The sequence below is a fragment of the Amycolatopsis sp. genome, from assembly GCF_035546795.1.
Taxonomy (GTDB): domain Bacteria; phylum Actinomycetota; class Actinomycetes; order Mycobacteriales; family Pseudonocardiaceae; genus Amycolatopsis_E.
Map to the genome: position 1 here is coordinate 85,045 of NZ_DASZWC010000068.1, position 24,945 is coordinate 109,989.

Below are 24,945 nucleotides of genomic sequence, written 5' to 3' on the forward strand. Positions count from 1 at the left end.
TGACGGCTGCGCGCTTCATACCGCGGAAGGTAGCAGGCGGATCAGCGTTCGCTCATCCGATTTTCGCGCTCACAGCTTCACCATCGGCACGCTGCCGATGAGCATCAGCTTCACCTTGCCTGCCGCGCCGAAGTCGATGGTCGCCGTGGCACGCGGCCCGTCGCCCTGGGATTCGACGACGGTGCCCAGCCCGTACTTGTCGTGGCTGACCCTGTCCCCCACGTCGAGCTTCATCGCGACCGTGTTCTGCCAGCCCTTCTTCGGCGCGGGCGGGATCGAGCGCGTCTGGACCGAATCCCCGCCGAAGGAGCGACGGCCCCATGTGGTGGCCGCCTTGGGCGAGCCGTAGGAACCCTGGCTCGAATCCGACTCCTCGCGGCGCCAGTCGAGCAGGTCCCCCGGGATTTCGTCGATGAACCGGGACGCCGGGTTGTTCATCGGCTGGCCCCAGGCGGACCGGGTGATCGCGCGCGAGAGGTACAACCGCTTGCGGGCACGGGTGATCGCCACATACGCCAGCCGTCGTTCCTCGGCCAGCTCGGCGGGCTCGCCCAGCGCGCGCAGGTGCGGGAAGACGCCGTCCTCCCAGCCCGTGCAGAACACCACCGGGTACTCCAGGCCCTTCGCGGTGTGCACGGTCATCAGGGTGACTACGCCAGCGTCGTCCTCGTCTTCCTCGCCGTCCGCGTTCGGGATCGAGTCGGCGTCGGCCACCAGGGAAACGCGCTCCAGGAAGGCGCCGAGCGAACCGGGCTCCGGGACCCCCGCGTCGTCCTCGTCCAACGGCGGGAGTTCGGCCGCGGACTCGGTGAACTCGCGGGCCACGGTCACCAGTTCGGTCAGGTTCTCCACCCGTGAGGCGTCCTGCGGGTCGTCCGACTCCTCCAGTTCGGAGCGGTAGCCGGTGCGGTCGAGCACCGCTTCCAGGATGTCGGCCACCTCGGTGCCCTCTTCGGCCAGCTCCTGCAATCCGTTCAGCAGCTCGACGAAACCGGTGATCGCCTTGGCGGAGCGCGGGTTCAGCAGCGGCACCTTGCCCGCCACCGCCTCCCGCAGCGCCGCGTTGAACGAGATCCGCTCGCGCTCGGCATGCGTCGCGATGACCGCTTCCGCCCTGTCCCCGATGCCGCGCTTCGGCACGTTGAGAATGCGGCGCAGGCTCACCGTGTCCTCCGGGTTGTTGATCACCCGCAGGTACGCCAGCATGTCCCGGACCTCGCGGCGCTCGTAGAACCGGACGCCGCCGACGACCCGGTACGGCAGCCCGAGCCGGATGAAGATCTCCTCGAACACACGGGACTGGTTGTTGGTGCGGTAAAAGACCGCGACGTCCGAGTAGTGCGCCTCGCCCTTGTCCGCCAGCGCGTCGATCTCGCCCGCGACGAACGCGGCCTCGTCGTGTTCGTTGTCCGCGACGTAGCCGCCGATCTGCTCGCCGTTGCCGGAGTCGGTCCACAGCCGCTTGTCCCGCCGGTTCGGGTTGCGCGAGATCACCGCGTTCGCCGCGTTCAGGATCGTCTGCGTGGAGCGGTAGTTCTGCTCCAGCATGATCGTGCGCGCGTTCGGGAAGTCCCGCTCGAACTCCTCGATGTTGCGGATCGTCGCGCCGCGGAAGGCGTAGATCGACTGGTCCGCGTCACCCACCACGACCAGCTCGGCCGGCTCCACCCCGGACTCCGTCGGCGCGGTGCCGACCAGCTCGCGGACCAGGGTGTACTGCGCGTGGTTGGTGTCCTGGTACTCGTCGACCAGCACGTGCCGGAACCGACGCCGGTAGTGCTCGGCGACGTCCGGGAACGTCTGCAGCAGCTCGACCGAGCGCATGATCAGGTCGTCGAAGTCCATCGCCTTGGCCAGCGAAAGCCGGCGCTGGTACTCGGCGTAGACCTCGGCGACCCGGCGCTCCAGGTCGTTGGTGGCCTTCGCCGCGGCGCTCTCCGCGTCGATCAGTTCGTTCTTGAGATTGGAGATGTGGATCGCGAGCGTGCGCGCCGGGTAGCGCTTCGCGTCGATGTCCAGATCCCTGGCCACCAACGTGATCAGGCGTTTTGTGTCGTCGGAGTCGTAGATCGAGAAGTTCGACGACATGCCCAGCGTCTTGGCCTCGCGGCGGAGCAGCCGCACGCACATGGAATGAAACGTGGACACCCACATCGCGTTGGCACGCCTGCCAACCAACTCGCCGACGCGTTCCCGCATCTCGGCGGCGGCCTTGTTGGTGAAGGTGATCGCCAGGATCTGGCCGGGGTGAGCGCCGCGCTCGGCCAGCAGGTACGCGATCCGCCGGGTCAGCACCCTCGTCTTGCCGGAGCCGGCACCGGCCACCACAAGCAAGGGAGCGCCGGCGTGCGTGACAGCTTCCCGCTGCGCCGGGTTCAGATCGGCGAGCAGGTCGGCGTGACGGCCTTTCGGGGCCGCGCTTTCGGAAGGAAGATCGAAAAGGGTGCTCATCGGGTATCCACGCTACTCGGGGGCACTGACGGTTTACCGCACCGGACGTACGCCGAAATGTCGCCGCTGGACCGATGCCGCGACACGTGCCGATGCGGAGCATCGACCCTATGACCACTACCGCCAGAACCCGAGCCTCGGATACCGATCGACAGCGAATCGCCACGCGCGTCCAGGACGCCGGCGCCGAAGGCCGTCTCACCGTCGAAGAAGTAGAACAACGGCTGACCGACGTCTATGCCGCGAAGTACGTCGACGAGCTGTCCTCCTTCGTCGCCGACCTGCCCGCACCGCCGGCCCCGGCGCGGCCGCGTTTCCCCGTTCCGTTGCGGGTGCACACGGGAGCCGTGGCAGTGCTGTCGGTGCTGCTCATCGTCGCGTGGACGTTCTCCGGCGCGCCGTTCTTCTGGCCGGTCGTGCCGATGTTCTGGCTCGTCCTGAGCCTGGCCGGACACGCCTTCGCCCGGAACCGGTTCCGGGTTGTGCCATACTGAAGACGTGCAGCACCACGCGTACCGATTTTTCTACGGGACCCGGACTCCGGCTCCCGTGATCGCGTAGTGCCTGCCCGCAATCACACTGAAGCCCCGGAGTCCACGGACCCGGGGCTTTCGTCGGCTCAGGGACCTGGTCCGGACCGAGGAGAGGTCCAGATGAACGCACAGACGCACGAAGTAGGCGACACCGAAGACGCGGCTCGCTCCACCGCTGAACCGATCGCCTCGGCCGAGGAGATCGGCAAGCTGCGCAAGGAGATCGACTGGCTCGACCAGGAGATCCTGCGCCTGGTGAAACGCCGGGTCGAGGTGTCGCAGACGATCGGCCGGGCGCGGATGGCCGCCGGCGGCACCCGGATCGTCTACAACCGTGAGATGGACGTGCTGGCGCGCTACCGCGATCTCGGCCCGGACGGCCGTCAGCTCGCGATGGCGCTGCTGAACCTCGGCCGCGGCAGGCTCGGTCGCTGAGCCGGGGAAAAACGCCGGAAAATCAGGGTGTTTCCCCGAGCCCGACGCCGCCGGGGGCGGGCACACTGGAGGAATGATTAACTTCATCGCGGTCGTGATCGCGATAGCCAGTGTGCTCGCCGCGCTCGGCCATGTCGGCTACCTGGCACTGCTCAACAACGCGGCGAACAAACGTGCCGGGGGCGCGCCCATCGCCCAGTACGTCCGCAGCCGCTGGGCCGTCGCGGGCGGGACCACTGCCGCCTCGCTGCTCGCCTGGCTGTTCACCGCGGGCGGTACCACAATGGACATCCTGGCGATCATCCTCGCCGCCGGCAGCGGAGTGGTAGCCACGAAGGCCCTGCAGTCGACCCAAGCGAAGTACCGCAGCGGCGGATAGGGGTGCGGCAGGCCGCGGTTTCAAACTGCAAGTCGCACTTTCCGCCGGTGCGATTCCCCGACAGGGTGAACTTGCGGGCCCGTGCTCCGGTAGCCGCTCAGGTCTTTTACCCTTGAGCCGTGGAACTTTGCGCGATCGACAGCACCTGCTCGGCGGCACGCCGTGCGCGTGCAGATGAACGTGCATCTTCACGCGTGCATATTGCTCCGTTCGGCTTAACCGGACTCCGACCGACGTCATGGGGCGCCGCGGGAGGGATCCACTCGGCATGAACGGTGGGGCCGAAACGACCGGACAGATACCCAACCCGACAGGCAGGCACCGCCGCGGTGCCGGCACCTGGACGCCCCGGGTGCCGCCACAGCATCCGAGCCACCGGCACGCTTTCGCACCCGCCCCGCAGGACCCGCCGAGCCGCGGTTCGCTGCCGCTGCTCTCCCAGATCCTCAGCGAAGGCTCCCCTCCCCGCCCTGACAACGGCTTCCGGCCGGTCAGCGGCGAGCTGCCGATACCGGCACCGGCTCCGGAGCCGCCCAGGGCGCAGCCCGAGCGCATCACTCCCCGCGGCAGGCCCCGCCGCACCAAGGTCACGCTCACCCCGCCCACCTGCCACGAGGACAAGGCCGACGACGACGTCCGGGTGTATGTCGCCACCCCGGAGACCGGCCTGAGCACGTTCGACCTCGGCAGCGTCCCCGCGTCCGTCACCCCGCCGCGCACCTGGCGCAAGGCCGCCTGGTTCGCCACCGCTTCCTCCGGCGGCGTCGTGGTCGCCCTGCTGTTCGCGGGGTCCGCGCTGGTCGGCAAGCCGACCCCGGACCAGGCGGGCGGCGGCTGGATCCCCGGGCTCGGCGGCGGTATCCCGACGGTCGAAGGCGAGCAGGTCGTGCCGGGGCCCACCGGGCAGAACGGCGGGACCCCGAGCAACCCCACCGACCGCGGCCGGCAGCGGTCCACCACCACCGAGGTCGGCAGCGCCGTCACCGACGAGTTCGCCTCGCCGGACCAGCCGGTGCGGATGACCCAGCCCGGCACCAGCGCGGACGACCCGCCCTCGTCCGGCGGCAGCGTCTCCACCCCGACCACAACGCCGATCCCGCAGAAACCGCCGCCGACGCCCGCGCCCTACGACGCGGACCCGGACCGGTTCACTTTCCAGGCGCCGCCGAACCCGCAGGTGCTGGCGAAGGACTCGCAGCAGTACCTCGACACCGTGACCGAGGATCCGCAGGCGGCGCACGCGATGACCACCGGCGAGCTCAGCCAGGAGGGCGCGAGCGGGCTCGAGCAGAAGTACGCCGACGTCGCGTACTTCCAGGTCCAGCACGTGCAAGTGCACCAGTACGACGGCAAAACGGTGTGCACGGTGAAGATGGTCCGTAAGAACGGCTCCGAGGTCACCGAGCAACGCACCCTGACGTTCTCCGGTGACAAGATCTCCAGCGACGGTGACTGAGCTCTCACCGCCGGTATTGCGCCAGGTGGGTGACGACTGCTGCCGTTCGTCGTGCCGGGACGGCACTCCACCGATGAGGGGTGGCCGGTAACGACTCGCCACGGTTCGCTGATGTAACGAACCGACAACGCGATCAACCGGAACAAGAGGCCATGAGAGTCGTGCACGATCGGCGGCGGTCCCGGCAGGAGCCGGGCGCCCTCACCGTCGAGGACCTGCTCACCATGCAGGGCCTCGACACCGAGCTGGTCGAAGGCGAGTACCTCACCGAGCCGGTGCGGGAGCCCGGCCGGTTCCTGCCGCCGCCACGGGTGCACGCGCGGCGGGCGAGCGCGCCGCCACGCGAACCGGAGGGCCGCCTGGCGAAGGTGGCGAAGCTCGCCGGGCTGACCACGGCGGCTTCGCTGTTGATCGGCGCCGTGGTCGCGGCCTCGATGGTGACCAGGGAACGCCCGGCCGAACCGGGCCGTGGCTCCCTCGAACCGCCGCGGATCACCGGCGCGGCCGCGCTCGGCGGATTCGTACCGGCCGGAGAAAGGAAGCCGGCCGAGGGCCGGTCCGGGCACGAGGTCCAGACCCCGGTCTCGGTCTCCCAGGTCCCGGTGGCCGCCACCGAGCAGGCGGCGGGCCCGGCCAGCACGACAGCCACCACCACCACGGTGTCGAAGGAGCCCGGTAACGCCGAGAAGCTCACCGCCGTGCACGATTTCTACGCCAAGATGGCCTCCGACCGGCCGGAGGACGCGCTGGCGATGCTCACCCCCGATCTCGCCGGAGATGAACCGGGGGACCTGGTCCGCGCGTGGAGTTCGATGAGCGAGGTCCACGTGGACCAGGCCGAAGTGCAACCGGACGGATCCGTGCGGGCGGTGGTCACCATGCGCCAGCAGGACGGTACGAAGCTGCGGGTCACCCAGGTCCTGACGCTGGCGAAGGGCTCGGCGGAGTTGATCTCCGACGCCGTGCTGCTCTCCGCGGAGCAGTTGTAGTCCTGGCCATAGCAGGCAACCTCGGGGCGCCCCAAAGCGTGCCGAGTGTATGTGCGCAGAGTGAGCGCCCTAGCCTTGTCACGAGCTGATCTCGGCTAAACCGGCCCACGGGCCGCGATATGTGCATACGCTCCGGCGTGCGGCATGGTGTCGCCCCGGGAAAGCAGCCCCGAAGGAGGTCGCGTGAGCGACGAGGGTCGCCTGGTCGCCGGCCGATACCGAGTCGTGCGACGAATCGGCACCGGCGCCATGGGCGCGGTGTGGCAGGCGCATGACGAGGTGCTGGCGCGCACGGTCGCGATCAAGCAGCTGCTCCTGCAGCCGGGGCTCGACAACCACGAGGCCGACGACGCCAAGCAGCGCACGATGCGCGAGGGCCGGATCGCGGCCCGGCTGCACCACCCGAACGCGATCAGCGTGTTCGACGTCGTCACCGATGAGAACGGCCACCCGTGCCTGGTGATGGAGTACCTCCAGTCCACCAGCCTCGCCGAGGTGCTGCGCGATCGGAAGACGCTGCCGCCGCTGGAGGTGGCGCAGATCGGCACCCAGATCGCGTCCGCGCTGAAGGAAGCGCACGCGGTCGGCATCGTGCACCGGGACATCAAGCCCGGCAACATCCTGCTGGCCGACAACGGCCTGGTGAAGATCACCGACTTCGGCATTTCCCGCGCGAAGGACGACGTCACGGTCACCAAGACCGGGATGATCGCGGGCACCCCCGCATACCTGGCGCCCGAGGTGGCGATCGGTGGCGAGCCGGGGCCCGAGTCCGACATCTTCTCGCTCGGTTCCACCCTGTACGCGGCCTGCGAGGGCCAGCCGCCGTTCGGGCTGAGTGAGAACACCCTGAGCCTGCTGCACGCCGTCGCCGCCGGTCAGATCAACCCGCCGCGCCAGTCCGGGCCGCTGGCCAGTGTGCTCGCGGTATTGCTGCACCCGGACGTGAACCACCGGCCGACCGCCGCGGAGTGCGAGGAGTTGCTGGCCGCGGTCGCCCGCGGGGAGACGCCGCTGGGCGGCCCTGCGGAGACCAGGATTTCGCCCTCCGGCGGCGCGCTCGGCGCGGCCGGTGCCGGTGCGCTGGGCGGGGCGGCATTGGGTGCGGGCGCGACCCGCGCGTTCAACGGCAACCTGGGCAACAGCCCGGCCGACAACTTCTACGACGACGATTACGACGACTACGCGGACGATCCGTACGCCGCGACCACGGCTTACCCGACCGAGGACTACGACCGCACGCGCACCGCGGCGGCCGGCGGGTACGACGGGTATGACAACCCGCCGCCGGGCAGTGGCCCCGGGGACGACGACGAGGACGAGCGCCCCGGCAAGTGGAAGGTGCCTGCCGCGATCGGCGCCATCGTACTGATCGGCCTGATCGCGCTCGGCTTCTGGCTGTTCAGCGCCCCGAACGGCGGCACCAGCAACGTCACCGACAACCAGCCGGCGGCGCCGGTGGTCCCGACCACGAGCTCGTCGGTGCAGACGACGGAGAGCGCGACGGCGTCGGAGACCGAGCAGTCCAGCGCGACGAAGTCGACCCGCAACTCGAAGAAGACGAGCAGCTCGGTGGCGGACACGCAGGAGAGTTCGAGCACGCCGAAGCACACTTCGAGTTCCTCGGCGACGAAGACCTCGTCGTCCAGCTCTGCGTCGGCGACCGACACTCCGACGAGCGGCCCATAGTCCAAGTAGGCTCGTCGGCAAGTTTCTTACCGTCAGCAGACGAGAGGTTGTTTTGGGTACTGAGGGCGTACTCGTCGGCGGCCGGTACCGGTTGGACCAGCCGATCGGCCGTGGCCGCGCGGGCATCGTTTGGTTGGCGCACGACACGCTCCTGAATCGCACGGTCGCCGCGAAACGGATGTTCGTCCCTGCCGGGGCGGACCCGTCGGTGGCCGAACAGGAAGGCCGGGCCGCCACCCGGGTGCAGCATGCCAGCGCGATCACCGTGTACGACGTGGTGCGCGACGGGCCGGACGTGTGGCTGCTGATGGAGTACGTGCCTTCGCGCAGCATGGCCGACTTCCTCGGCGAGCACGGCACGCTGACCCCGGAGCAGGCCGCGTTCCTCGGCATCCAGCTGGCTTCCGCGCTGGGCGCGGCGCACCGGACCGGGATCATGCACCGCAGCCTCGACCCTGGCAACGTCCTGCTCGCCGACGACGGCGGCGTGAAGGTGACCGACATCGGGATCACCGGTGCCGGCCCGAACCCGGCGTTCCGCGCGCCCGAGGTGGCCATGGACGCCCGGCCGGACGCGGCGGCTGACGCGTTTTCCCTCGGCGCGACGCTGTACCAGGCTGTCGAGGGAGTACCGCCCTACGGCGAGACCGGCGAGTGGCCGCTGCGGCAGCCGCAGCGCGCGGGTCAGCTGACCGGGGCGCTGGTGAAGCTGCTGCGCGAGGACCCGTTCGCCCGGCCGAATCTGGCCGACAGCATGACCGCGTTCCGCGCGATCACCCAGGGCAGGCAGACGGCGTTCATCCCGCCGACCGCGCCGGCGATGGCGACTGTCCCGGTGGCGAGGCCGATGCCGCCGCAGCAGGCGCACGCGCCCGTGGCGACCAAGTCCCCGATGATCGCGATGAGCCCGGAACGGGTCCGCGCGGTGATCCTCACCGTGCTCGCCGTGCTGTGCGCCGCGGCGATCGGTATCGGCATCACACAGCTGCTGTTCCTCTGAGCCGCGGCAGGCTGGTTCCGCTCGTCACGCCGCGGCCGACCCTTTCCGCTTGTTCTTACGTATCTTCCTCGGCAACCGGCTCGCTCAGACAAGACGCCGGTCGGAGGCCCAGCGTGAGAGCTCGTACCGGTTCGACAGCTGTGTCTTGCGCAGGACGCTGGACACGTGCGTCTCGACCGTCTTCACCGAAATGAACAGCTCGGACGCGATCTCCTTGTACGCGTAACCCCGCGCGAGCAGCCGCAGCACGTCCCGCTCGCGTGGGGTGAGCAGGTCCAGCTCCGGGTCGCTGATCGGCGCCGAGCCCGGCCGGTCGGCGAAAGCGTCCAGCACGAAACCGGCCAGCCGCGGCGAAAACACCGCGTCGCCGTCCGAGACCCGGACGATCGCACGGACGAGTTCCTTCGAGGAGATCGTCTTCGTGACATAACCGCGCGCACCGGCCCGGATCACGGCTATCACGTCCTCCGCCGCGTCGGACACCGACAGCGCGAGGAACACCACGTCCGGCAGCTCCGGCCGCACGCGGCGCAGCACCTCGGCGCCGCCGCCGTCGGGCATGTGCACGTCCAGCAGCACGACCTGCGGTTTGGTCCGGGCTATCCCGGCGACGGCCTCGGCCACCGAACCCGCCTCACCGGCCACCCGCACCTCGTCGGTGATCGACTCCAGCTCCGTGCGCACCCCGGCGCGGAACAACGCGTGGTCGTCGACCAGGAAAACTGTCACCGGTGATTCGGTCACGCCGCACTTCCCGTCTTGATCGGCATCTCCAGTTGCACCTCGGTCCCCTCACCGGGCGCGGTGCGCAGCCGGACGGTCCCGCCATTGCGTTCCATCCTCCCCCGGATCGAGTCGGCGAGCCCATGCCGGTCCGCCGAGACCTCGTCGGGGTCGAACCCCTTGCCGCGGTCGCGCACGAACACCGTCACCGCCGTGGCCTCGACCTCGGCGTAGACGCTGACCTCCTCGATGCCGGCATGCTTGGCCGCGTTGACCATCGCCTCCCTGGCCGCCTGCACCAGCGCGATCAGCGGCTCGTCCAGTTCGGTGTCCCCCACGACCACCTGTGACACCGAGATCGCGAAGGCGTCCTCCACCTCGCCGCACGCCGACACGATCGCAGCCGAAAGCCGCCCGCCGCCGGCGGTGGTTTCTTCCTTCGCCGAGCCGTAGCCCGACGGTCCGTAGAGCCAGCCGCGCAGCTCCCGCTCCTGGCCGCGCGCCAGCCGGGCGACCTCCTTCGGCGCCTCCGACTGCTTCTGGATCAACGCGAGCGTCTGCAGCACCGAGTCGTGCAGGTGCGCGGCGATCTCCGCGCGTTCCTCGGTGCGGATACGGGCCCGGCGTTCGTCGCCGAGGTCGCGGACCATGCGCAGCCAGAACGGCACCGTCAGCACCGCGACCCCGATCAGCGTGGCCAGTACGGCGAGCAGCGCGAACTTCAGCTGGTCGAACGAACCGCTGCGGATCACCACCACCCCGATACCGGTGACCACGAGCGCGACCCCGGCCAGGATCCGGACGGTGACCGACCAGCCACCACCGCCGAGCACGCCGAGCCGCGCCCCGTCCTTCCAGCGGCGACGCTGGGACTCGTCCGCTTCGCGCCACACCACGGCCGCGCCGACGAGCGCGACCGCGAGCGGTACGGCGACCCAGCTGCTGATCGCGCCGGTGAAGGTGCTGCCCGCGACCGCGAGCCCGATTCCGAGCACGAGCAGCGCGATGGCCTGCTGGCGTTCCTTCGGGGAGCTCGGCTGGCTGGCGGGCTCGCCGGACCGCTGCGGCACGAACACCCACAACAACCCGTAGGCCAGCAGCCCGGCGCCACCGAAAGCGGCGAGCACGGCGAAGGTGGCACGCACCCACACCACTCGCACGCCAAGGTGATCGGCGAGCCCGGCCGCGACCCCGGCCACCGCACGACCCGAGCGATGGCGGTACAGCTTCGGCGGCCCTTCGGGCTCGGCGAGCGCGCCCGGTGGCTGCCCGGGCGCGGGCGTCCCGCGCGGTACGCGTGTGACGGCCCCTTCCCGGGCCTTTTCCTGCACGTCGTTCATGGTTCCTACATGGTCACACGCCCGCAAGCCCGGGCCATCAGGGAAAGACCCTGAACGTCAATCTCAGGGACCATCCCGGATGTGTGTTCGCGGTGGGTACCGGATGCTCTATGGCATGAGTGGCGCAGCAGATTCGTCCAGGCAGCACGGTCTGGGTGGCTTCGAGGAAACCCTCAAGGACTTCTGGCTCACCCGGCCGCGACGTCCCCTTCGCGGGCGCAAGGTCGCGGGTGTGGCCGCGGCCATCGGGAACCGGTACGGCATCGACCCGGTGATCGTCCGGGTCGCGTTCGTGGCCGCGACCGTGTTCGGCGGCGTCGGGCTTTCCCTCTATGTGCTGGCGTGGCTGTTCTTCCCCGCGGAAGGCGATCAGACCTCGCCGATCGAGGCGTTGTTCGGCCGGGGCCGCAGCTCCATGTCGAAGGGCTTCACGATCGTGCTCGCGATCGCCTTCTTCCCGCTGAGCAGCTGGGCCTTCGCCGGCGGCTGGTTCGACGGTGGCGGCATCATCGGGCTCGCGCTGCTGGTCACCGCGCTCTACCTGCTGCATCGCGGACGCGGGCAGTTCAACCGACCGGAAGTACCGGAGACCACCATGTACTCGATGTCGACCCCGGCGTCGACCGCCACCCAGCAGCAGGGCTGGGATCCGCTCGCCGCGGCACCGCTGGCCTGGGACCTGCCGTCCAACGAGCCGCCGCCTCCGCCTCCCCCGCAGCGGCGTCCGGTCCGGGCGCCACGGCGGCGGACCAAGGTCGGCGCCATCACCTTCGCGTGCGCCCTGGTGGTGGCCGGTGCGGGCGCCGCGGCCGCGGCGACCGGGGCGGACTGGTTCTCCGTCGGGCACATCATCGGGCTGACGCTGGGCGTACTGGGGATCGGCCTGGTGGCCGGTGCCTTCGCCGGCGGCGGACGTGGCCTGATCGCGCTCGCGATCCCGCTGGGCATCGCCGGAGTGGTGGCCACCGCGGTGCCGGTCTCGGAATACTCGGGCGGCTTCGGTGATCTGACCGCGGCTCCCGCGACGCTGGCCGAGGTGCAGCCGGAGTACAGCCACACGGCCGGTGACATGCGGATCGACCTGAGCAGGCTGCCCGGCAGCGGGAACGTGACGACCGTGGTCCACAACGGCGCCGGAGACACCACCGTCACCGTGCCCGCGACCGCGGACGTGCACTACAGCTGCGAGGCGTCGGCCGGTTCGGTGGACTGCCTCGGGATGAGCACCGACGGCGTCGGCCGTCCCGCCGCGACCGGTGTGGACCTGGGCCCCGACGGTGCCGGCGGGCTGCAGCTCAACCTGACCGTCCAGCAGGGTGCCGGAAACGTGGAGGTGCGTCGTGGCTGAAAACCCTTACTCCTACGACGAAACCGAGGAGATCACCGAGGAACCGCGCCGCCGCGGGGTGGACGTCTTCACCCTGCTGATCGGGATCGTCGTGCTGTTCGTGTCGGCCTACACGCTGACCGACGACCACAGCTGGTTCCCGTCGTTCGACCTGCGCTGGCTGCTCGCCGGCGGCGCTGTCCTCGTCGGGATCCTGATGCTCGGCGCGTCCCTGCGCGGCGGGCGAAAGAACTAGACGACGATGCCGGCCACGGTGAGCACAAGCCCAGCGAAGAAGGCGACCAGAACGCCGATCGCGAGGAACTTGTGCCGCCGGGTCCGGTCGGCCCGCAGCTGTTCCTCGCTCTTCGCCGCGATGATGAACGGCCCCTCCTGGGGTTTGGCGATCACCAGCGGACCGATGATGTCGTGCACCTCGCCGAGTACGTACAGCCGGGTGCCGGGCCGGATCACCCATTCCTTGTACTCGTACCCGATCGTCGAATCCCGGTTCCCGGCAAGGAAACCCGGGATCCGCACGCCGAAGAGCTCGAAACCCTGATCGCCTCCCCGGTACGGCTCGAACCGGTCCACGGTCTGCTCGACGCCTTCGGGTTTGGTGCCGCCGGGCGCGACGCCGATGGTGCGGTTCTGCTCGTCGAGCAGCGCGTACCCCTCGCCCGACGTGTGATCGGCGACCTGCTCGGTGCGCTTGGACCGGTACCGCCTGCCGTCGCGGTAGGTGACGTGCTCGTACTGCCGTTCCACCCGGTAGCGGTACCAGACGCACGGGGTCTTGCTGATCTCGGCGGTGAGCAGACCTTCCGGCCGCGGGTACGCGGTGCCGACCACCTCCGCGGTCTTGCGGAACCCGCCGCGGGCGCCCAGCTCATCGGAGATCCGGCGCAGGTCCTCCAGCTCCGGAATGGACAGGGTCTCGGTGCCGATCATCGCGTGCAGCTCGCTCTTGGTGCGCTGCATGAAGAAGAACCCGGCCACCGCCGCCACGATCAGGACGATCCCGACGACCAACATCCGCTACCCCCCGGCTCCGGTTCATTCCCATTCGATGGTGCCCGGCGGTTTGCTGGTCACGTCCAGCACCACCCGGTTGACCTCGGCCACCTCGTTGGTGATCCGGGTCGAGATCCGTTCGAGCACGTCGTAGGGTAGCCGCGTCCAGTCCGCCGTCATGGCGTCTTCACTGGAAACGGGCCGCAGCACCACGGGATGCCCGTACGTGCGGCCGTCGCCCTGGACCCCGACGCTGCGCACGTCGGCCAGTAGCACCACCGGGCACTGCCAGATGTCGTTGTCCAGCCCCGCCGACGTCAGCTCCTCGCGCGCGATCGCGTCCGCCGCGCGCAGGATCTCCAGCCGTTCGGCGTTGACCTCGCCGATGATCCGGATGCCGAGGCCGGGGCCGGGGAAGGGCTGCCGGTGCACGATCGTCTCGGGCAGCCCCAGCTCCAGGCCGACCCGGCGCACCTCGTCCTTGAACAGCAGCCGCAGCGGCTCGACGAGCTCGAACTGCAGATCCTCGGGCAGGCCGCCGACGTTGTGGTGGCTCTTGATGTTCGCCGCGCTGGCCCCGCCGCCGGACTCCACGACGTCCGGGTACAGCGTGCCCTGCACGAGGAAGCGGTAGTCGCCCTCGGCCTTGAGGTCGCGCTCGGCCTGCTCGAAGACGCGGATGAACTCGCGGCCGATGATCTTGCGCTTCTGCTCCGGGTCGCTGACGCCGGCCAGCGCGTCGAGGAAACGTTCGCGCGCGTCCACAGTGACCAGGTTGACCCCCGTCGCGGCGACGAAGTCACGCTCCACCTGTGCCCGCTCGCCCGAGCGAAGCAGGCCGTGATCGACGAAGACACAGGTGAGCCTGTCCCCGATCGCGCGCTGCACGAGCGCCGCGGCAACGGCGGAGTCGACGCCACCGGACAGGCCGCAGATCGCCCGGCCGTCGCCGATCTGCGCGCGGATCTTCGCGATCTGTTCGTCCACAATGGACGCAGTGGTCCAGTCGGGGCGAATGCCCGCGATGTCACGCAGGAAGCGGCGAAGGACCTCCTGCCCGTGCGGCGAATGCAGCACCTCGGGGTGGTACTGGACGCCGGCGTAGCGCTCCTCGACGTTCTCGTACGCGGCTACGGGCGTCCGCTCCGACGACGCCGTGACCACCGCGCCGGGAGGCGCCTTCGTGACTGTGTCTCCGTGGCTCATCCACACCTGGTGCCGCGCGGGCAGCTCGCGGTGCAGCACGCCGCCGTCACCGTCGAGCCTGACCTCGGTGCGGCCGTACTCGCGGGAACCGGTCGCCTCGACGGTGCCGCCGAGCGCCTGCGCGTGCAGCTGGAAGCCGTAACAGATCCCGAAGATCGGCACGCCGGCCTTGACCAGCTCGGGGTCCATGCCGGGGGCGCCGGGCGAGTACGCGCTCGCCGGCCCGCCGGACAGGATGATCGCGGCCGGGTTCTTCGCCAGGATCCCCTCGACCGTCGCGGTATGCGGCACGACCTCGGAATACACCTGCGCTTCCCGGACCCGGCGGGCGATCAGCTGCGCGTACTGCGCTCCGAAGTCCACCACGATGACCGGGCCGTTGGGACTGGGCACCCGTACCTCCTCGACGTGCCTACCTGAAGTCCCATCTTCCCAGGTGAGCTGCGCCACGCCGCCTCCGGGAGGGGGTCGGGCCGGGCGGGCATTACCCGCGAGGTAATCGATTTGCGGCCGGATTCGAAGAATCATGAAGACATGACTCAGATAACGGGATCCGGCGGTGTCAATCTCTACGTGGAGGACTCGGGCGAAGGGCGGCCGGTCGTGTTCGTGCCGAGCGCCTGGCTCTCCTCGGGAATGTGGGAGTTCCAGGTGCCCGCGGTCGTGGCCGGGCACCGGGCGGTCACCTACGACCGGCGCGGCCACGGCCGCTCGGACTGGACCTGGCACGGCTATGACTACGACACCCTCGCCGACGATCTGGCCGCGGTGATCGAAGCCCTCGACCTCACCGACCTCACCTTCGTCTCGCATTCGATGGGCGCCGGCGAGGTCATCCGGTACCTGACGCGGCACGGCTCGGCCCGGGTACGCGACCTCGTGCTGATCTCGCCGCTCACCCCGTTGCCGATGTGGCAGCCGGACAACCCCGAGGGCATTCCGCTGGCGGCGTTCGAAGCGCAGGACGAACGCCGCGCGGCGGACCGGCCTGCCTGGATGACCGCGATGGCGACCGGCTTCTTCGGCGACGACCACCCCGACGTGTCGGTGTCGGAACCGATGCGGCACTGGATGATCGGCCAGTGCCTGAACGTCTCGCCGCGCGCCACCAGTGCGGCGGCACGTGCGGTGTTCACCACCGATTTCCGCGCGGAACTCCCCGAGGTGCACCTGCCGGCGCTGGTGCTGCACGGGGAACGGGACGTGCAGGCGCCGGTCGATTTGTGCGGCCGCCGCACGGCGGATCTCCTGCCCGACGCGAAACTGCGCACCTATCCCGAAGCCGCACACGGCGTGTTCCTCACCCACGCCCAAGCGGTGAACGACGACCTGCTCAGCTTCCTCGGCGCGGCGTGATCCGCCTCGGCGAACGATTCCGGCCCGGGCGCCTTACGGTGTGCGTATGGACACCATCACCCCGGAGCCCCGGCCGGCGTGGATCGCCGGCAGGCCGGAGCAGAGCGACGAAACGCTGCTGGTCACCCATCCCTTCGACGGCAGCGAAGTCGCGACCGTAGCGGTGCCCGGCGCGGAACAGGTCGAGCGGGCGGTCGCCGCGGCGGCGTCGGTGGCGCCGGAGTTCCGCCGCTCCCCCGCCCACGTCCGCGCGGCGGCGCTGGAGCACGTCTCGCGCGGGTTGGCCGAGCGCGCCGAGGAACTGGCCGAGGTGATCACGGCCGAGAACGGGAAACCGTTCAAGTGGGCCGAAGCCGAGGTGCGGCGCGCGATCTCGGTGTTCCGCATCGCCGCGGAGGAGGCCCGTCGGTTCACCGGCGAGCTGCAGCGGCTCGACACCGACGCCGCGGGCGACGGCAGGCTCGCGATGGTGCGCCGCGTCCCGCGTGGTCCGGTGCTGGGCATCGCGCCGTTCAACTTCCCGCTCAACCTGGTGGCACACAAGGTCGCCCCGTCGCTGGCGGTCGGCGCGCCGATCATCATCAAACCGGCGCCGCGGACGCCGCTGTCCTCGTTGATCCTCGGCGAGCTGCTGGCCGAGACCGAGCTCCCCGAGGGTGCGTTTTCCGTGCTGCCACTGGGAAATGCGGAGACGAGCGCGCTGGTCGCCGACCCGCGGCTGCCCGTGGTGTCGTTCACCGGCTCCGGTCCGGTCGGCTGGTCACTGACCGAAGCCGCGCCGCGCAAGCACTTGGTGCTCGAACTGGGCGGAAACGCGGCGGCGGTCGTGCTCGGCGACTGGCCGGACCTGCAGGGCGCGGCGGCACGGATCGCCACGTTCGGCAACTACCAGGCCGGCCAGTCGTGTATCGCCGTGCAGCGGGTGATCGTCGAACGCTCGGTGGCCGACGAGTTCGTGCCCGCGCTGCTGGACGCGGTGCGCGCGCAGCGCACCGGGGATCCTTATGACACCACGGTCGACGTCGGCCCGGTCGTCGACGAGGCGGCCGCCGAACGCATCGTGTCGTGGGTCGACGAGGCCGTGGCGGGTGGGGCGAAGGTGCTCACGGGCGGCAAGCGGGATGGCGCGAGCGTGGAGCCGACACTGCTGTCCGACGTGCCGCCGGACACCAAGGCGTGGGCCGACGAGATCTTCGGCCCGGTGCTCGCCGTGTCCATTGTGGAGGATGCGGACGCGGCCTTCGCTGCGGTCAACGACTCCGCCTTCGGTTTGCAGGCGGGCGTTTTCACCCGCGACCTGCGGCTGGCCTTCCGCGCTTCGGCCGAGCTCGAAGTGGGCGGCGTGATCGTCGGCGACGTGCCTTCGTACCGCGCGGACCAGATGCCCTACGGCGGCGTGAAGGGCTCCGGCTCCGGACGCGAGGGCGTGCTCGCCGCCATGCACGACCTGACCGAGGAGAAGGTCACGGTCTTCACCGGGGTCGAGCTGTAGCCTCCCGGAACCCGGTCAATCCGCGCATGCCCCGGCACGTCACCGCTTGCGGCGGCGTGTGCCGTTGACCACCGACAACCGCAGGGCGGCCGGAGCCTTCGGCGGCACGGCCGGGTTCCTGGGAGCCACCGGTTCGAGCCGCTGGTAGGCCGACGCCTGCTCCGGGCGCGGGTCGGCCTCACCCTTGTTGGGCCAGAAGGAAAAGGCCCGCTCGGCCTGTGCCGTGATCGTCAGCGAGGGGTTCACGCCGAGATTCGCGGTCACCGCCGTTCCATCCACAATGGACAGATTCGGGTAGTTGAAGACTCGGTGATAGGGGTCGATCACCCCCTGCCCGGCGTCGGTGCCGATCGGGGCGCCACCGATGAAATGCGCGGTGAGCGGGATGTTGAAGATCTCACCCCAGGTGCCGCCCGCGGTGCCACCGATGTGCTCGGCGGTGCGCAGGTTGGCCTCGTGCCCGGCCGGGATGAAGGTGGGGTTCGGCTCGCCGTGCCCCTGCTTGGAGGTGTACCTGCGTCGGCCGAACAGGCCCCGCTTGGTGAAGGTGGTGATCGAATTGTCCAGGCTCTGCATCACCAGCAGGATCACCGTGCGCTCGCTCCACCGGTAGCCGTTGAGCAGCTTCAGGGTGGAGATCGGCTTGGTCACGATCGTCCGCAGAGCCTGCCGCCAGCGCGGGGTCGGCAGTGAGCCGTCGGTGGCGATGGTCTGCAGCAGGCTCATCGCGTTGCTGCCCTTGCCGTAGCGCACCGGCTCGATGTGCGTGATCTCGTCGGGATGGATCGAGGAGGTGATCGCCACGCCCCGGCTGAAGTCGTGCTCGGGGTCCACAGTGGACCGCCCGGCGCCGATGATCGCCTCGGAGTTCGTGCGGGTCAGTTCCCCGAACCGCGGGGAGAGCTCGGGCAGCACACCGGTGTCCCGCATCCGGTGCAGCAACTGCTGGGTGCCCCAGGTGCCGGCGGCGAGCACGACCTGCCTGGCGGCCAGCGAATGCCGGAACCGCCGGGAACTCGTGCCGGTCTTGTGGATGTCGACGACGAAGGAGCCGTCGGGCTGCGGGCGCACGGCGTCCACAGTGGTCAGTGGAATGACCTTCGCCCCACCCCGCTCGGCGAGGTACAGGTAGTTCTTCACCAGCGTGTTCTTGGCGCCCACCCGGCAACCGGTCATACAGGAGCCACATTCCGTGCAGCCGGTGCGCTGTGGCCCGGCGCCGCCGAAGAACGGATCCTCCGCCGGCTCCCCGGCCTCGCCGAAGTACACCCCCACCGGCGTCGGGTGGTACGAATCGGCGACCCCGAGATCGGCGGCGACCTTCTGCATCACCTCGTCGGACGGGGTGACGGTCGGGTTCGTGACCACGCCCAGCATCCGGCTCGCCTGGTCGTAGTGCGGGGCCAGCTCCGACTCCCAGTCGGTGATGTGCGCCCACTGCTTGTCGGCGTAGAAGGGCTTGAGCGGCCGGTACAACGTGTTCGCGTACACCAGCGAGCCGCCGCCGACCCCGGCACCGGCCAGGACCATGACGTCCTTGAGCAGGTGCACGCGCTGGATGCCGAAGCAGCCGAGCGCCGGCGCCCAGAGATAACGTTTGAGATCCCAGGACGTCTTGGCGAACTCGTCGTCGGCGAACCGGCGGCCCGCCTCGATGACGGCCACCCGGTAGCCCTTCTCCGTGAGCCGGAGGGCCGCGACGCTGCCGCCGAAGCCCGAACCGACCACGATCACGTCATAGTCAGCTGCACTGCTGTTACTCGCGGTCACACGTAAAAGGGTAACGCCATCGAGAACTTCTGACCAGGAGTAAGTTACTGGCCGGTTCAGCTGCGGACGGTCAGCCCGACCCGCTGGAACTCCTTGAGGTCCGAATATCCCGTCTTGGCCATTGCCCGGCGCAGCGCGCCGAACAGGTTCACCGTGCCCTCGGCGTCCGAAGAGGGGCCGAACAGCAGGGTTTTCAGGTCGACCTCGAAATCCGGGCCCGCGGCCACGCGCGAACGCGGCAGCGACGGGTGCGCGGCCGCGGCCGTCCAGAACAGACCGTGCCCGGGCGCTTCGCTGGCGGCGGCCAGCGGCGCGCCCAGCATCACCGCGTCCGCACCGCACGCGATCGCCTTCGCGATGTCACCGGAGGTGGTCATCCCGCCGTCGGCCAGCACGTGCACGTACCGGCCGCCGGTCTCGTCGAGGTAGTCCCGGCGCGCGGCGGCGGCGTCGATGATCGCGGTGGCCATCGGCACGCCGATCCCCAGCACGCGGTCCGTACTCGTGATGCCCGGCGTGTAGCCGTGCCCGACGATCACGCCGGCGGCGCCGGTGCGCATGAGGTGCATGGCGGTGCGGTAGTCCGCGACACCGCCCGCGATCACCGGCACGTCCAGGCCGCCGATGAACTCCTTGAGGTCGAGCGGGTCCGTGTCCCCGGAGACGTGCTCGGCGGAGATGATCGTGCCCTGCACGACCAGAATCTCCACCCCGGCGGCGATCAGATGCGGGGTCAGCTCGGCCGCGCGCTGCGGGCTCACCCGCGCCGCCACCGTCACCCCGGCGTCGCGCACCGTGCGGATCGCCTCGGTCAGCAACTCCGGCTGCACCGGCGCCGAATGCAGCTCCTGCAGCAGCCGGACCAGCGCGGTGGAATCCTCGTCCTTCACCGCGTCGACCAGGCGGCGCATCACGTCCTCGACGGCCGCGTGCCGCGCCCAGAGGCCCTCGGCGTTGAGCACACCGAGCCCGCCCTGCTTGCCGATCTCCACCGCCGTGCCCGGCGAGACGATGGCGTCCGTCGGGTGCGTGACCAGCGGGAGGTCGAAGCGGTAAGCGTCGATCTGCCATGCGGTGGACACCACCGCGGACGAACGCGTCCGGCGCGACGGGACGATCTCCACGTCGCCGAGGTCGTACGCGCGCCGCGCGGTACGTCCCATGCCGATCTCGACAAGATCCCGCACCTGCGGATCCCCTCTCGTTTTCCGGAAGCCTGGCCGCGGGTCAGCGGCTGGTGTAGTTCGGGGCCTCGACGGTCATCGTGACGTCGTGCGGGTGGCTCTCCTTGAGCCCGGCCGCGGTGATCCGCACCAGCTGCGCCTTCTGCAGCTCCGCGACCGTCTCCGCACCCGCGTAGCCCATGCCCGAACGCAACCCGCCGACGAGCTGGTGCACGACGTTGATCAGCGGCCCACGGAACGGGATCCGCCCCTCGATGCCCTCGGGGACGAGCTTGTCCTCGGACAGCACGTCGTCCTGGGCGTAGCGGTCCTTCGAGTACGACTTGCGCCCGTCGCGGGACTGCATCGCGCCCAGCGAGCCCATCCCGCGGTAGGTCTTGAACTGCTTGCCGTTGACCAGGATCAGGTCGCCGGGCGATTCGGCGGTGCCCGCCAGCAGGCTGCCGAGCATGACCGCGGACGCGCCGGCCGTGATGGCCTTGGCGATGTCGCCCGAGTACTGGATGCCGCCGTCACCGATCACCGGTACGCCCGCCGGGCGGCAGGCCTGGTCGGCTTCGTAGATCGCGGAAATCTGCGGCACGCCCACCCCGGCGACGATCCGCGTGGTGCAGATCGAGCCCGGCCCGACGCCGACCTTCACACCGTCGGCACCGGCGTCCACCAGCGCCTGCGCACCGGCCCGGGTGGCGACGTTCCCGCCGACCACGTCGACGGTGTCGCCGAGCTCCTTCTTCAGGGTGGCGACCATGTCCACGACGGCCCGTGAATGCCCGTGCGCGGTGTCGACCATCAGCACGTCCACGCCCGCGTCGGCCAGCGCCATCGCGCGCTGGTGCCCCGCCGCGGCCACCCCGACGGCGGCGCCGACCAGCAGCCGGCCGTCCGGGTCCTTGGTCGCGTTCGGGTACTGCTCGGTCTTCACGAAGTCCTTGACGGTGATCAGCCCGCGCAGCTTGTTCGCGCCGTCGACGATCGGCAGCTTCTCGATCTTGTGCCGGCGCAGCAGCCCGAGCGCGGCCTCGGCGGTGACCCCGACCTGCGCGGTGATCAGCGGCTGCTTCGTCATCACCTCGCTGACCGGGCGACTGTAGTCGACCTCGAACCGCATGTCGCGGTTGGTGATGATGCCGACCAGGGTGCCCGCCGCGTCGGTGACCGGGACGCCGGAGATGCGGAACCGGGCGCACAGCGCGTCGACCTCGGCGAGGGTGTCGTCCGGGGAGCACGTGACCGGGTCGGTCACCATGCCGGCCTCGGAGCGCTTGACCACCTCGACCGCGGCCGCCTGCTCCTCGATCGGCAGATTGCGGTGCAGCACGCCCATCCCACCGTGCCGGGCCATCGCGATGGCCATCCTGGCCTCGGTGACGGTGTCCATCGCGGCCGAGATCAGCGGCACGCGCAGGGTGATGTTGCGGGAAAGCCGGGTGCTGGTGTCGACCGCGCTGGGCACGACGTCCGACTCGGCAGGCAGCAGCAGTACGTCGTCGAAGGTCAGGCCCAGCATCGCGAACTTCTCTTCGGGGGCGAACTCGCTCGTCATGGCTGGTTACAGACCTTCCTCGGCAATTCGGAGAACTCTTGGTCGATGGTATCTGGACAGGGCCCCACCTCCGCCCGGTACCGTGCAGCCCGTGCCGCACGACGTGTTGCCCCCGGACCCGTTCGCCGATGATCCCGACGACCCGGCCAAGAACCTGGCCGAACCCGGCGATGACCTGGACGAACCCATCGATGCGCAGTCGCGCGCCGAACTACTCGCCGACCTCTCGGACCTGGCCGTGTACCAGGCCCTGCTGGAGCCTCGCGGGGTTCGCGGCATCGTCGTGGACTGTGGTGAATGTGACCAGCCGCACTACCACGACTGGCATTTGCTGCGCGCGAGCCTCGAGCAGCTGCTCGCCGACGGCCGGATGCGCCCGCACGAACCGGCGTATGACCCGGACCCGGCCGACTACGTGAGCTGGGACTACTGCCGTGGCTACGCCGACGGCGTGACCGCGAACGAAAGCGCTTACTGAGTATTTCCGCACAGCAAGGAGGCCCGGCCGGGTCGCCGGAGTCCCGCCCAATGGCCGGGCACGGCGCGGCCCTCAACCTCGGCCGGGCGCTCGCCGCGGCCGGTGCGCACCCTCCGCGGTGCCCCGGTTGACACCGACATCGCGCGCGGAAACGGACACGGCCCCCGCAACTCCCAGAAAGTCTGGGTATCGCGAGGGCCGTTGGATCCGAAGATCAGTTCCCGGTCGCCCCGGCTGTGCCGGCGCCTGCCCCGGGGTCATACCGGATGGAGCTGCCGGTGCTGCCGGTACCATCCCCGCCGGAGGCCGACGAGCTGCTCTCCGTGGTCGGCGGGGGCGCCGACGAACTGCTGCTGTCCGACGTGCTCGGCGGCGCCGAAGACGTGGACGTGGTCGGCGACGGTGTGGTCGTCGGCGTCGACGAGCTCGACGACTGCGGCGGCGGGGGCGCCGGCTGCTGCGTCGTTGTCGGCTGCTGCGTGGTCTGGCCCGGGTTCTGCAAGAGCTGGCTCAGCTGCTGGTGCTCCTGCATCAGCTGGGCCAGGTTGTCCTCTGCGGAGACCTGGCTCAGCTTCGCGGCCGCCTCGGCCAGCGCCTGCTGCGCCTCGGCGATCTTGCCCTGTGACAGCGCGATACTCGCCTGCTGCAGGTCGCTGCGCGCCGCGGAGGCGGCCTCGACCGAGCGGGCGTGATCGGCGTAGAGCACCTTCGTCAGACCCCACAGCGCGTCGCCCGGCTGGGCGTCACGCGCGGCGATGCTGGTGCCGGTGAAGGCGATGGCCAGCACGGCCGCGGCCGCCGCGACCGGCCACAGGAAGCGGCGGTTCCGGGTGCGCTGCCCGTGCTTGCGCGCCAGCGCGGCCGTCTTGATCGTGGTGACCGCCGTGTCGGTGTCGACCAGCTCGGCCAGCGGCTCACTGTCGATGTCGCGCCGCCACGCCAGCAGCAGCGCGTTGAGTTCCTGGTCACCGAGACCGTCGGCGATCTTGGGATCGGACCCGCCGAGCGCGTCGAGCAACGCGTCGTCGGCGTGCACGGCGGAAAGATCCGCCTCGAACGCGGTCTGTGAGGCACTCATCGTGTCGTCGTAGCCGAGCTCACCGAGCTCGCGTCTGACCTCATCCCGGCTGTCGCGGTCGGTCACTCAGGCCACCTCCTCGGACGCCAGCGCCTTACGGAGCCGCGCAAGAGCCCGGTGCTGAGCGACCCGGACGGCGCCGGGCGTCGACCCGACCGCGTCCGCGGTCTCCTCAGCGGAAAGCCCCACGACCACTCGCAGCACCACGATCTCGCGTTGTTTGTCCGGCAGAACTCGCAACAACTGGGCCATCCGCTCGTTCAGCTCCCCCTGCAGGGCGCGCTGCTCCGGACCGATGTCCCCTTCGATCTCGTCGGGGATCTCGGCCACCGGTTCGGCCCGGTTGCGGGCGGCCGCGCGATGCGCGTCGGCCACCTTGTGCTGGGCGATGCCGTAGACGAACGCCAGGAACGGGCGTCCTTGGTCACGGTACGAAGGCAGGGCCGTAAGCACCGCGAGACACACCTCCTGAGCCACGTCGTCTGCCGAAGCGAACGAACGCTCCTGTCTGCCAACTCTGGCGCGGCAATACCGCACCACTAGAGGACGGATCGCGGCCAGCAACCGCTCCACCGCCTGAGGATCTCCCTCGACAGCGGCGGCGACTGACTCGTCCAGTCCGTCCCCCACATTGGCCATCGCAGACAACAGTCCCAGTGTTACGTGTAGGCGTACAAAATGGCGGCACGCGGCATCAAGGTCCCTCGCACCGGTGATGCCCACCGTACCGCCCGGCGTCCACGTGGCTCGTGCACGGTCGCCCTCAGCGCGCCCCACCGCAAAGCTTGGCAGCGGGGTGCGCCATCAGGTCTTCAAGTTTTCAACGACTTGCGTGGAGCTTACGCCACAACCGTGCTTCAGGAAACGAGGCCGCGCCGGAAGCCGTGCGCCACAGCCTGCGCTCGGTCCCGCACGCCGAGCTTGCGGAACAGGCGCCGGGCGTGGGTCTTCACGGTGTCTTCGGACAGGTAGAGCTCGCGCCCGATCTGGCCGTTGCTCTTGCCCTGGCTCATTCCGCGCAGCACCTGCAGCTCGCGCTCGGTGAGCTGGACGCCGGGGTCAGCCGGCTGCCGGGGCGCCGGGACGGAGGTGCTGGCCAACGTGTGCGCCAAAGCGGCCACGAGTTCGGGCCGGGAGGCGTCCCAGCGCAGGTAACCGCGGGCGCCACCGGCGATCGCGGCGGCGATGCTGCTCGCATCGTCGGGCGCGCCGAAGACGATCACGTTCGCCTGGGGGTTGGCGGACACCAGCCGCCGAGTCGCCTCCACCCCGGCCGGCATCGCGCGCTGGGTGCCGACGAGGACCACGTCCACCGGCTGCCGCGAATACCTGGCCAGCAACTCGTCACCGTGCGCTACGCAGTCGATGCGACTGACGCCGGGGACGGCAGACATCACGCGGGTGAGCCCTTCGCGGACACTGCGTCGGTCGTCGCAGATCAAGACCGTAGTCACGGGGTTTCCTTCCTGCAGCCGGGTGACGTTCTCTATCCCCTATCG

General features: G+C 70.0%; 23 protein-coding genes. 12 read left to right on the plus strand and 11 right to left on the minus strand.

Annotation, left to right across the window (positions count from 1 at the left end; genetic code table 11):
• Positions 1-69 precede the first annotated feature (69 nt).
• On the minus strand, positions 70-2,451 hold the full coding sequence (gene pcrA / locus VHD82_RS33645) for a DNA helicase PcrA (RefSeq protein ID WP_325713060.1): 2,382 nt from the start codon (positions 2,449-2,451) through the stop codon (positions 70-72).
• A gap of 110 nt (positions 2,452-2,561) precedes the next feature.
• Here pcrA and VHD82_RS33650 point away from each other — a divergent pair, with 110 nt between their 5' ends.
• The 7 genes from VHD82_RS33650 (at position 2,562) to VHD82_RS33680 (ending at position 8,932) form a co-directional block, all read left to right on the plus strand.
• A complete protein-coding gene (locus VHD82_RS33650; RefSeq protein WP_325713062.1) occupies positions 2,562-2,945 on the plus strand; it encodes a DUF1707 domain-containing protein in 384 nt (127 codons plus the stop codon).
• 159 nt (positions 2,946-3,104) lie between these two features.
• Positions 3,105-3,419, plus strand: coding sequence for a chorismate mutase (locus VHD82_RS33655; RefSeq protein WP_325713065.1), 315 nt, complete (start codon positions 3,105-3,107; stop codon positions 3,417-3,419).
• A gap of 73 nt (positions 3,420-3,492) precedes the next feature.
• Positions 3,493-3,798 carry a hypothetical protein gene (locus VHD82_RS33660; RefSeq protein ID WP_325713068.1) on the plus strand — a complete coding sequence of 102 codons (306 nt, stop codon included), beginning with the start codon at positions 3,493-3,495 and terminating at the stop codon, positions 3,796-3,798.
• 268 nt (positions 3,799-4,066) lie between these two features.
• Complete coding sequence (locus tag VHD82_RS33665) at positions 4,067-5,254, plus strand: hypothetical protein (protein WP_325713070.1); 1,188 nt, start codon at positions 4,067-4,069, stop codon at positions 5,252-5,254.
• A gap of 152 nt (positions 5,255-5,406) precedes the next feature.
• Positions 5,407-6,243, plus strand: coding sequence for a hypothetical protein (locus tag VHD82_RS33670; RefSeq protein ID WP_325713072.1), 837 nt, complete (start codon positions 5,407-5,409; stop codon positions 6,241-6,243).
• Between the two features lie 183 nt (positions 6,244-6,426).
• Positions 6,427-7,932 carry a serine/threonine-protein kinase gene (locus VHD82_RS33675; protein WP_325713074.1) on the plus strand — a complete coding sequence of 502 codons (1,506 nt, stop codon included), beginning with the start codon at positions 6,427-6,429 and terminating at the stop codon, positions 7,930-7,932.
• 52 nt (positions 7,933-7,984) lie between these two features.
• Positions 7,985-8,932 carry a serine/threonine-protein kinase gene (locus VHD82_RS33680; protein ID WP_325713076.1) on the plus strand — a complete coding sequence of 316 codons (948 nt, stop codon included), beginning with the start codon at positions 7,985-7,987 and terminating at the stop codon, positions 8,930-8,932.
• 84 nt (positions 8,933-9,016) lie between these two features.
• On the opposite strand, the gene VHD82_RS33685 is transcribed toward VHD82_RS33680, so the two are convergent.
• Positions 9,017-9,676: a response regulator transcription factor gene (locus VHD82_RS33685; RefSeq protein WP_325713079.1), complete on the minus strand. Its 660-nt coding sequence runs from the start codon at positions 9,674-9,676 to the stop codon at positions 9,017-9,019.
• Positions 9,673-10,995: a PspC domain-containing protein gene (locus tag VHD82_RS33690; protein ID WP_325713081.1), complete on the minus strand. Its 1,323-nt coding sequence runs from the start codon at positions 10,993-10,995 to the stop codon at positions 9,673-9,675. Before VHD82_RS33690 ends, VHD82_RS33685 begins: the two co-directional genes overlap by 4 nt.
• 115 nt (positions 10,996-11,110) lie before the next feature.
• On the opposite strand from VHD82_RS33690, the gene VHD82_RS33695 reads away from it, so the two are divergent.
• Entirely contained in the window at positions 11,111-12,343 is a 1,233-nt protein-coding gene (locus VHD82_RS33695; protein ID WP_325713083.1) for a PspC domain-containing protein, read from the plus strand.
• Positions 12,336-12,578 carry a hypothetical protein gene (locus VHD82_RS33700; protein WP_325713084.1) on the plus strand — a complete coding sequence of 81 codons (243 nt, stop codon included), beginning with the start codon at positions 12,336-12,338 and terminating at the stop codon, positions 12,576-12,578. The genes VHD82_RS33695 and VHD82_RS33700 overlap by 8 nt, the downstream gene beginning before the upstream one ends.
• On the opposite strand, the gene VHD82_RS33705 is transcribed toward VHD82_RS33700, so the two are convergent.
• Both VHD82_RS33705 and guaA read right to left on the minus strand, forming a co-directional pair.
• On the minus strand, positions 12,575-13,357 hold the full coding sequence (locus VHD82_RS33705; protein ID WP_325713085.1) for an E3 ubiquitin ligase family protein: 783 nt from the start codon (positions 13,355-13,357) through the stop codon (positions 12,575-12,577). The two genes, VHD82_RS33700 and VHD82_RS33705, sit on opposite strands and share 4 nt — an antisense overlap.
• A 21-nt stretch (positions 13,358-13,378) precedes the next feature.
• Complete coding sequence (guaA, locus tag VHD82_RS33710) at positions 13,379-14,935, minus strand: glutamine-hydrolyzing GMP synthase (RefSeq protein WP_325713087.1); 1,557 nt, start codon at positions 14,933-14,935, stop codon at positions 13,379-13,381.
• Between the two features lie 141 nt (positions 14,936-15,076).
• On the opposite strand from guaA, the gene VHD82_RS33715 reads away from it, so the two are divergent.
• Both VHD82_RS33715 and VHD82_RS33720 read left to right on the plus strand, forming a co-directional pair.
• Complete coding sequence (locus VHD82_RS33715) at positions 15,077-15,898, plus strand: alpha/beta hydrolase (RefSeq protein ID WP_325713090.1); 822 nt, start codon at positions 15,077-15,079, stop codon at positions 15,896-15,898.
• Positions 15,899-15,944: 46 nt separating this feature from the next.
• Positions 15,945-17,390, plus strand: coding sequence for an aldehyde dehydrogenase family protein (locus tag VHD82_RS33720; protein ID WP_325713092.1), 1,446 nt, complete (start codon positions 15,945-15,947; stop codon positions 17,388-17,390).
• A gap of 39 nt (positions 17,391-17,429) precedes the next feature.
• On the opposite strand, the gene VHD82_RS33725 is transcribed toward VHD82_RS33720, so the two are convergent.
• From VHD82_RS33725 to guaB, 3 genes are read right to left on the minus strand one after another with little or no spacing between them, the layout of a single operon-like run.
• Positions 17,430-19,160 (minus strand): GMC family oxidoreductase, encoded by a 1,731-nt coding sequence (locus VHD82_RS33725; protein WP_325713094.1) that lies wholly within the window; start codon positions 19,158-19,160, stop codon positions 17,430-17,432.
• A 56-nt stretch (positions 19,161-19,216) separates the two neighbouring features.
• A complete protein-coding gene (locus VHD82_RS33730) occupies positions 19,217-20,347 on the minus strand; it encodes a GuaB3 family IMP dehydrogenase-related protein (protein WP_325713096.1) in 1,131 nt (376 codons plus the stop codon).
• A 40-nt stretch (positions 20,348-20,387) separates the two neighbouring features.
• Positions 20,388-21,890 carry an IMP dehydrogenase gene (gene guaB, locus VHD82_RS33735; RefSeq protein ID WP_325713098.1) on the minus strand — a complete coding sequence of 501 codons (1,503 nt, stop codon included), beginning with the start codon at positions 21,888-21,890 and terminating at the stop codon, positions 20,388-20,390.
• Positions 21,891-21,972: 82 nt separating this feature from the next.
• On the opposite strand from guaB, the gene VHD82_RS33740 reads away from it, so the two are divergent.
• On the plus strand, positions 21,973-22,368 hold the full coding sequence (locus tag VHD82_RS33740) for a DUF5319 domain-containing protein (protein WP_325713100.1): 396 nt from the start codon (positions 21,973-21,975) through the stop codon (positions 22,366-22,368).
• Positions 22,369-22,582: 214 nt separating this feature from the next.
• Here VHD82_RS33740 and VHD82_RS33745 read toward each other — a convergent pair whose 3' ends face one another.
• From VHD82_RS33745 to VHD82_RS33755, 3 genes are all read right to left on the minus strand, one after another.
• A complete protein-coding gene (locus tag VHD82_RS33745) occupies positions 22,583-23,512 on the minus strand; it encodes an anti-sigma-D factor RsdA (RefSeq protein ID WP_325713103.1) in 930 nt (309 codons plus the stop codon).
• Positions 23,513-24,085, minus strand: a complete 573-nt coding sequence (locus VHD82_RS33750; protein WP_325713106.1) for a sigma-70 family RNA polymerase sigma factor — start codon at positions 24,083-24,085, stop codon at positions 23,513-23,515.
• 218 nt (positions 24,086-24,303) lie between these two features.
• The gene (locus VHD82_RS33755; protein WP_027940930.1) at positions 24,304-24,900 is read right to left on the minus strand and encodes a response regulator transcription factor; all 597 of its coding nucleotides are present in this window, start codon (positions 24,898-24,900) and stop codon (positions 24,304-24,306) included.
• Between the last annotated feature and the right edge of the window lie 45 nt (positions 24,901-24,945).

What these genes read in the sequence shown, in the direction of transcription:
- VHD82_RS33650 (WP_325713062.1), top strand. Translation starts at nt 2,562, where the DNA reads ATGACCACTACCGCCAGAACCCGAGCCTCGGATACCGATCGACAGCGA.
- VHD82_RS33665 (WP_325713070.1), top strand. Translation starts at nt 4,067, where the DNA reads ATGAACGGTGGGGCCGAAACGACCGGACAGATACCCAACCCGACAGGC.
- VHD82_RS33705 (WP_325713085.1), bottom strand. Translation starts at nt 13,357, where the DNA reads ATGTTGGTCGTCGGGATCGTCCTGATCGTGGCGGCGGTGGCCGGGTTC.
- VHD82_RS33750 (WP_325713106.1), bottom strand. Translation starts at nt 24,085, where the DNA reads ATGGCCAATGTGGGGGACGGACTGGACGAGTCAGTCGCCGCCGCTGTC.
- VHD82_RS33690 (WP_325713081.1), bottom strand. Translation starts at nt 10,995, where the DNA reads ATGAACGACGTGCAGGAAAAGGCCCGGGAAGGGGCCGTCACACGCGTA.
- VHD82_RS33715 (WP_325713090.1), top strand. Translation starts at nt 15,077, where the DNA reads ATGACTCAGATAACGGGATCCGGCGGTGTCAATCTCTACGTGGAGGAC.
- VHD82_RS33660 (WP_325713068.1), top strand. Translation starts at nt 3,493, where the DNA reads ATGATTAACTTCATCGCGGTCGTGATCGCGATAGCCAGTGTGCTCGCC.
- VHD82_RS33695 (WP_325713083.1), top strand. Translation starts at nt 11,111, where the DNA reads ATGAGTGGCGCAGCAGATTCGTCCAGGCAGCACGGTCTGGGTGGCTTC.
- guaB (WP_325713098.1), bottom strand. Translation starts at nt 21,890, where the DNA reads ATGACGAGCGAGTTCGCCCCCGAAGAGAAGTTCGCGATGCTGGGCCTG.
- VHD82_RS33655 (WP_325713065.1), top strand. Translation starts at nt 3,105, where the DNA reads ATGAACGCACAGACGCACGAAGTAGGCGACACCGAAGACGCGGCTCGC.
- VHD82_RS33720 (WP_325713092.1), top strand. Translation starts at nt 15,945, where the DNA reads ATGGACACCATCACCCCGGAGCCCCGGCCGGCGTGGATCGCCGGCAGG.
- pcrA (WP_325713060.1), bottom strand. Translation starts at nt 2,451, where the DNA reads ATGAGCACCCTTTTCGATCTTCCTTCCGAAAGCGCGGCCCCGAAAGGC.
- VHD82_RS33670 (WP_325713072.1), top strand. Translation starts at nt 5,407, where the DNA reads ATGAGAGTCGTGCACGATCGGCGGCGGTCCCGGCAGGAGCCGGGCGCC.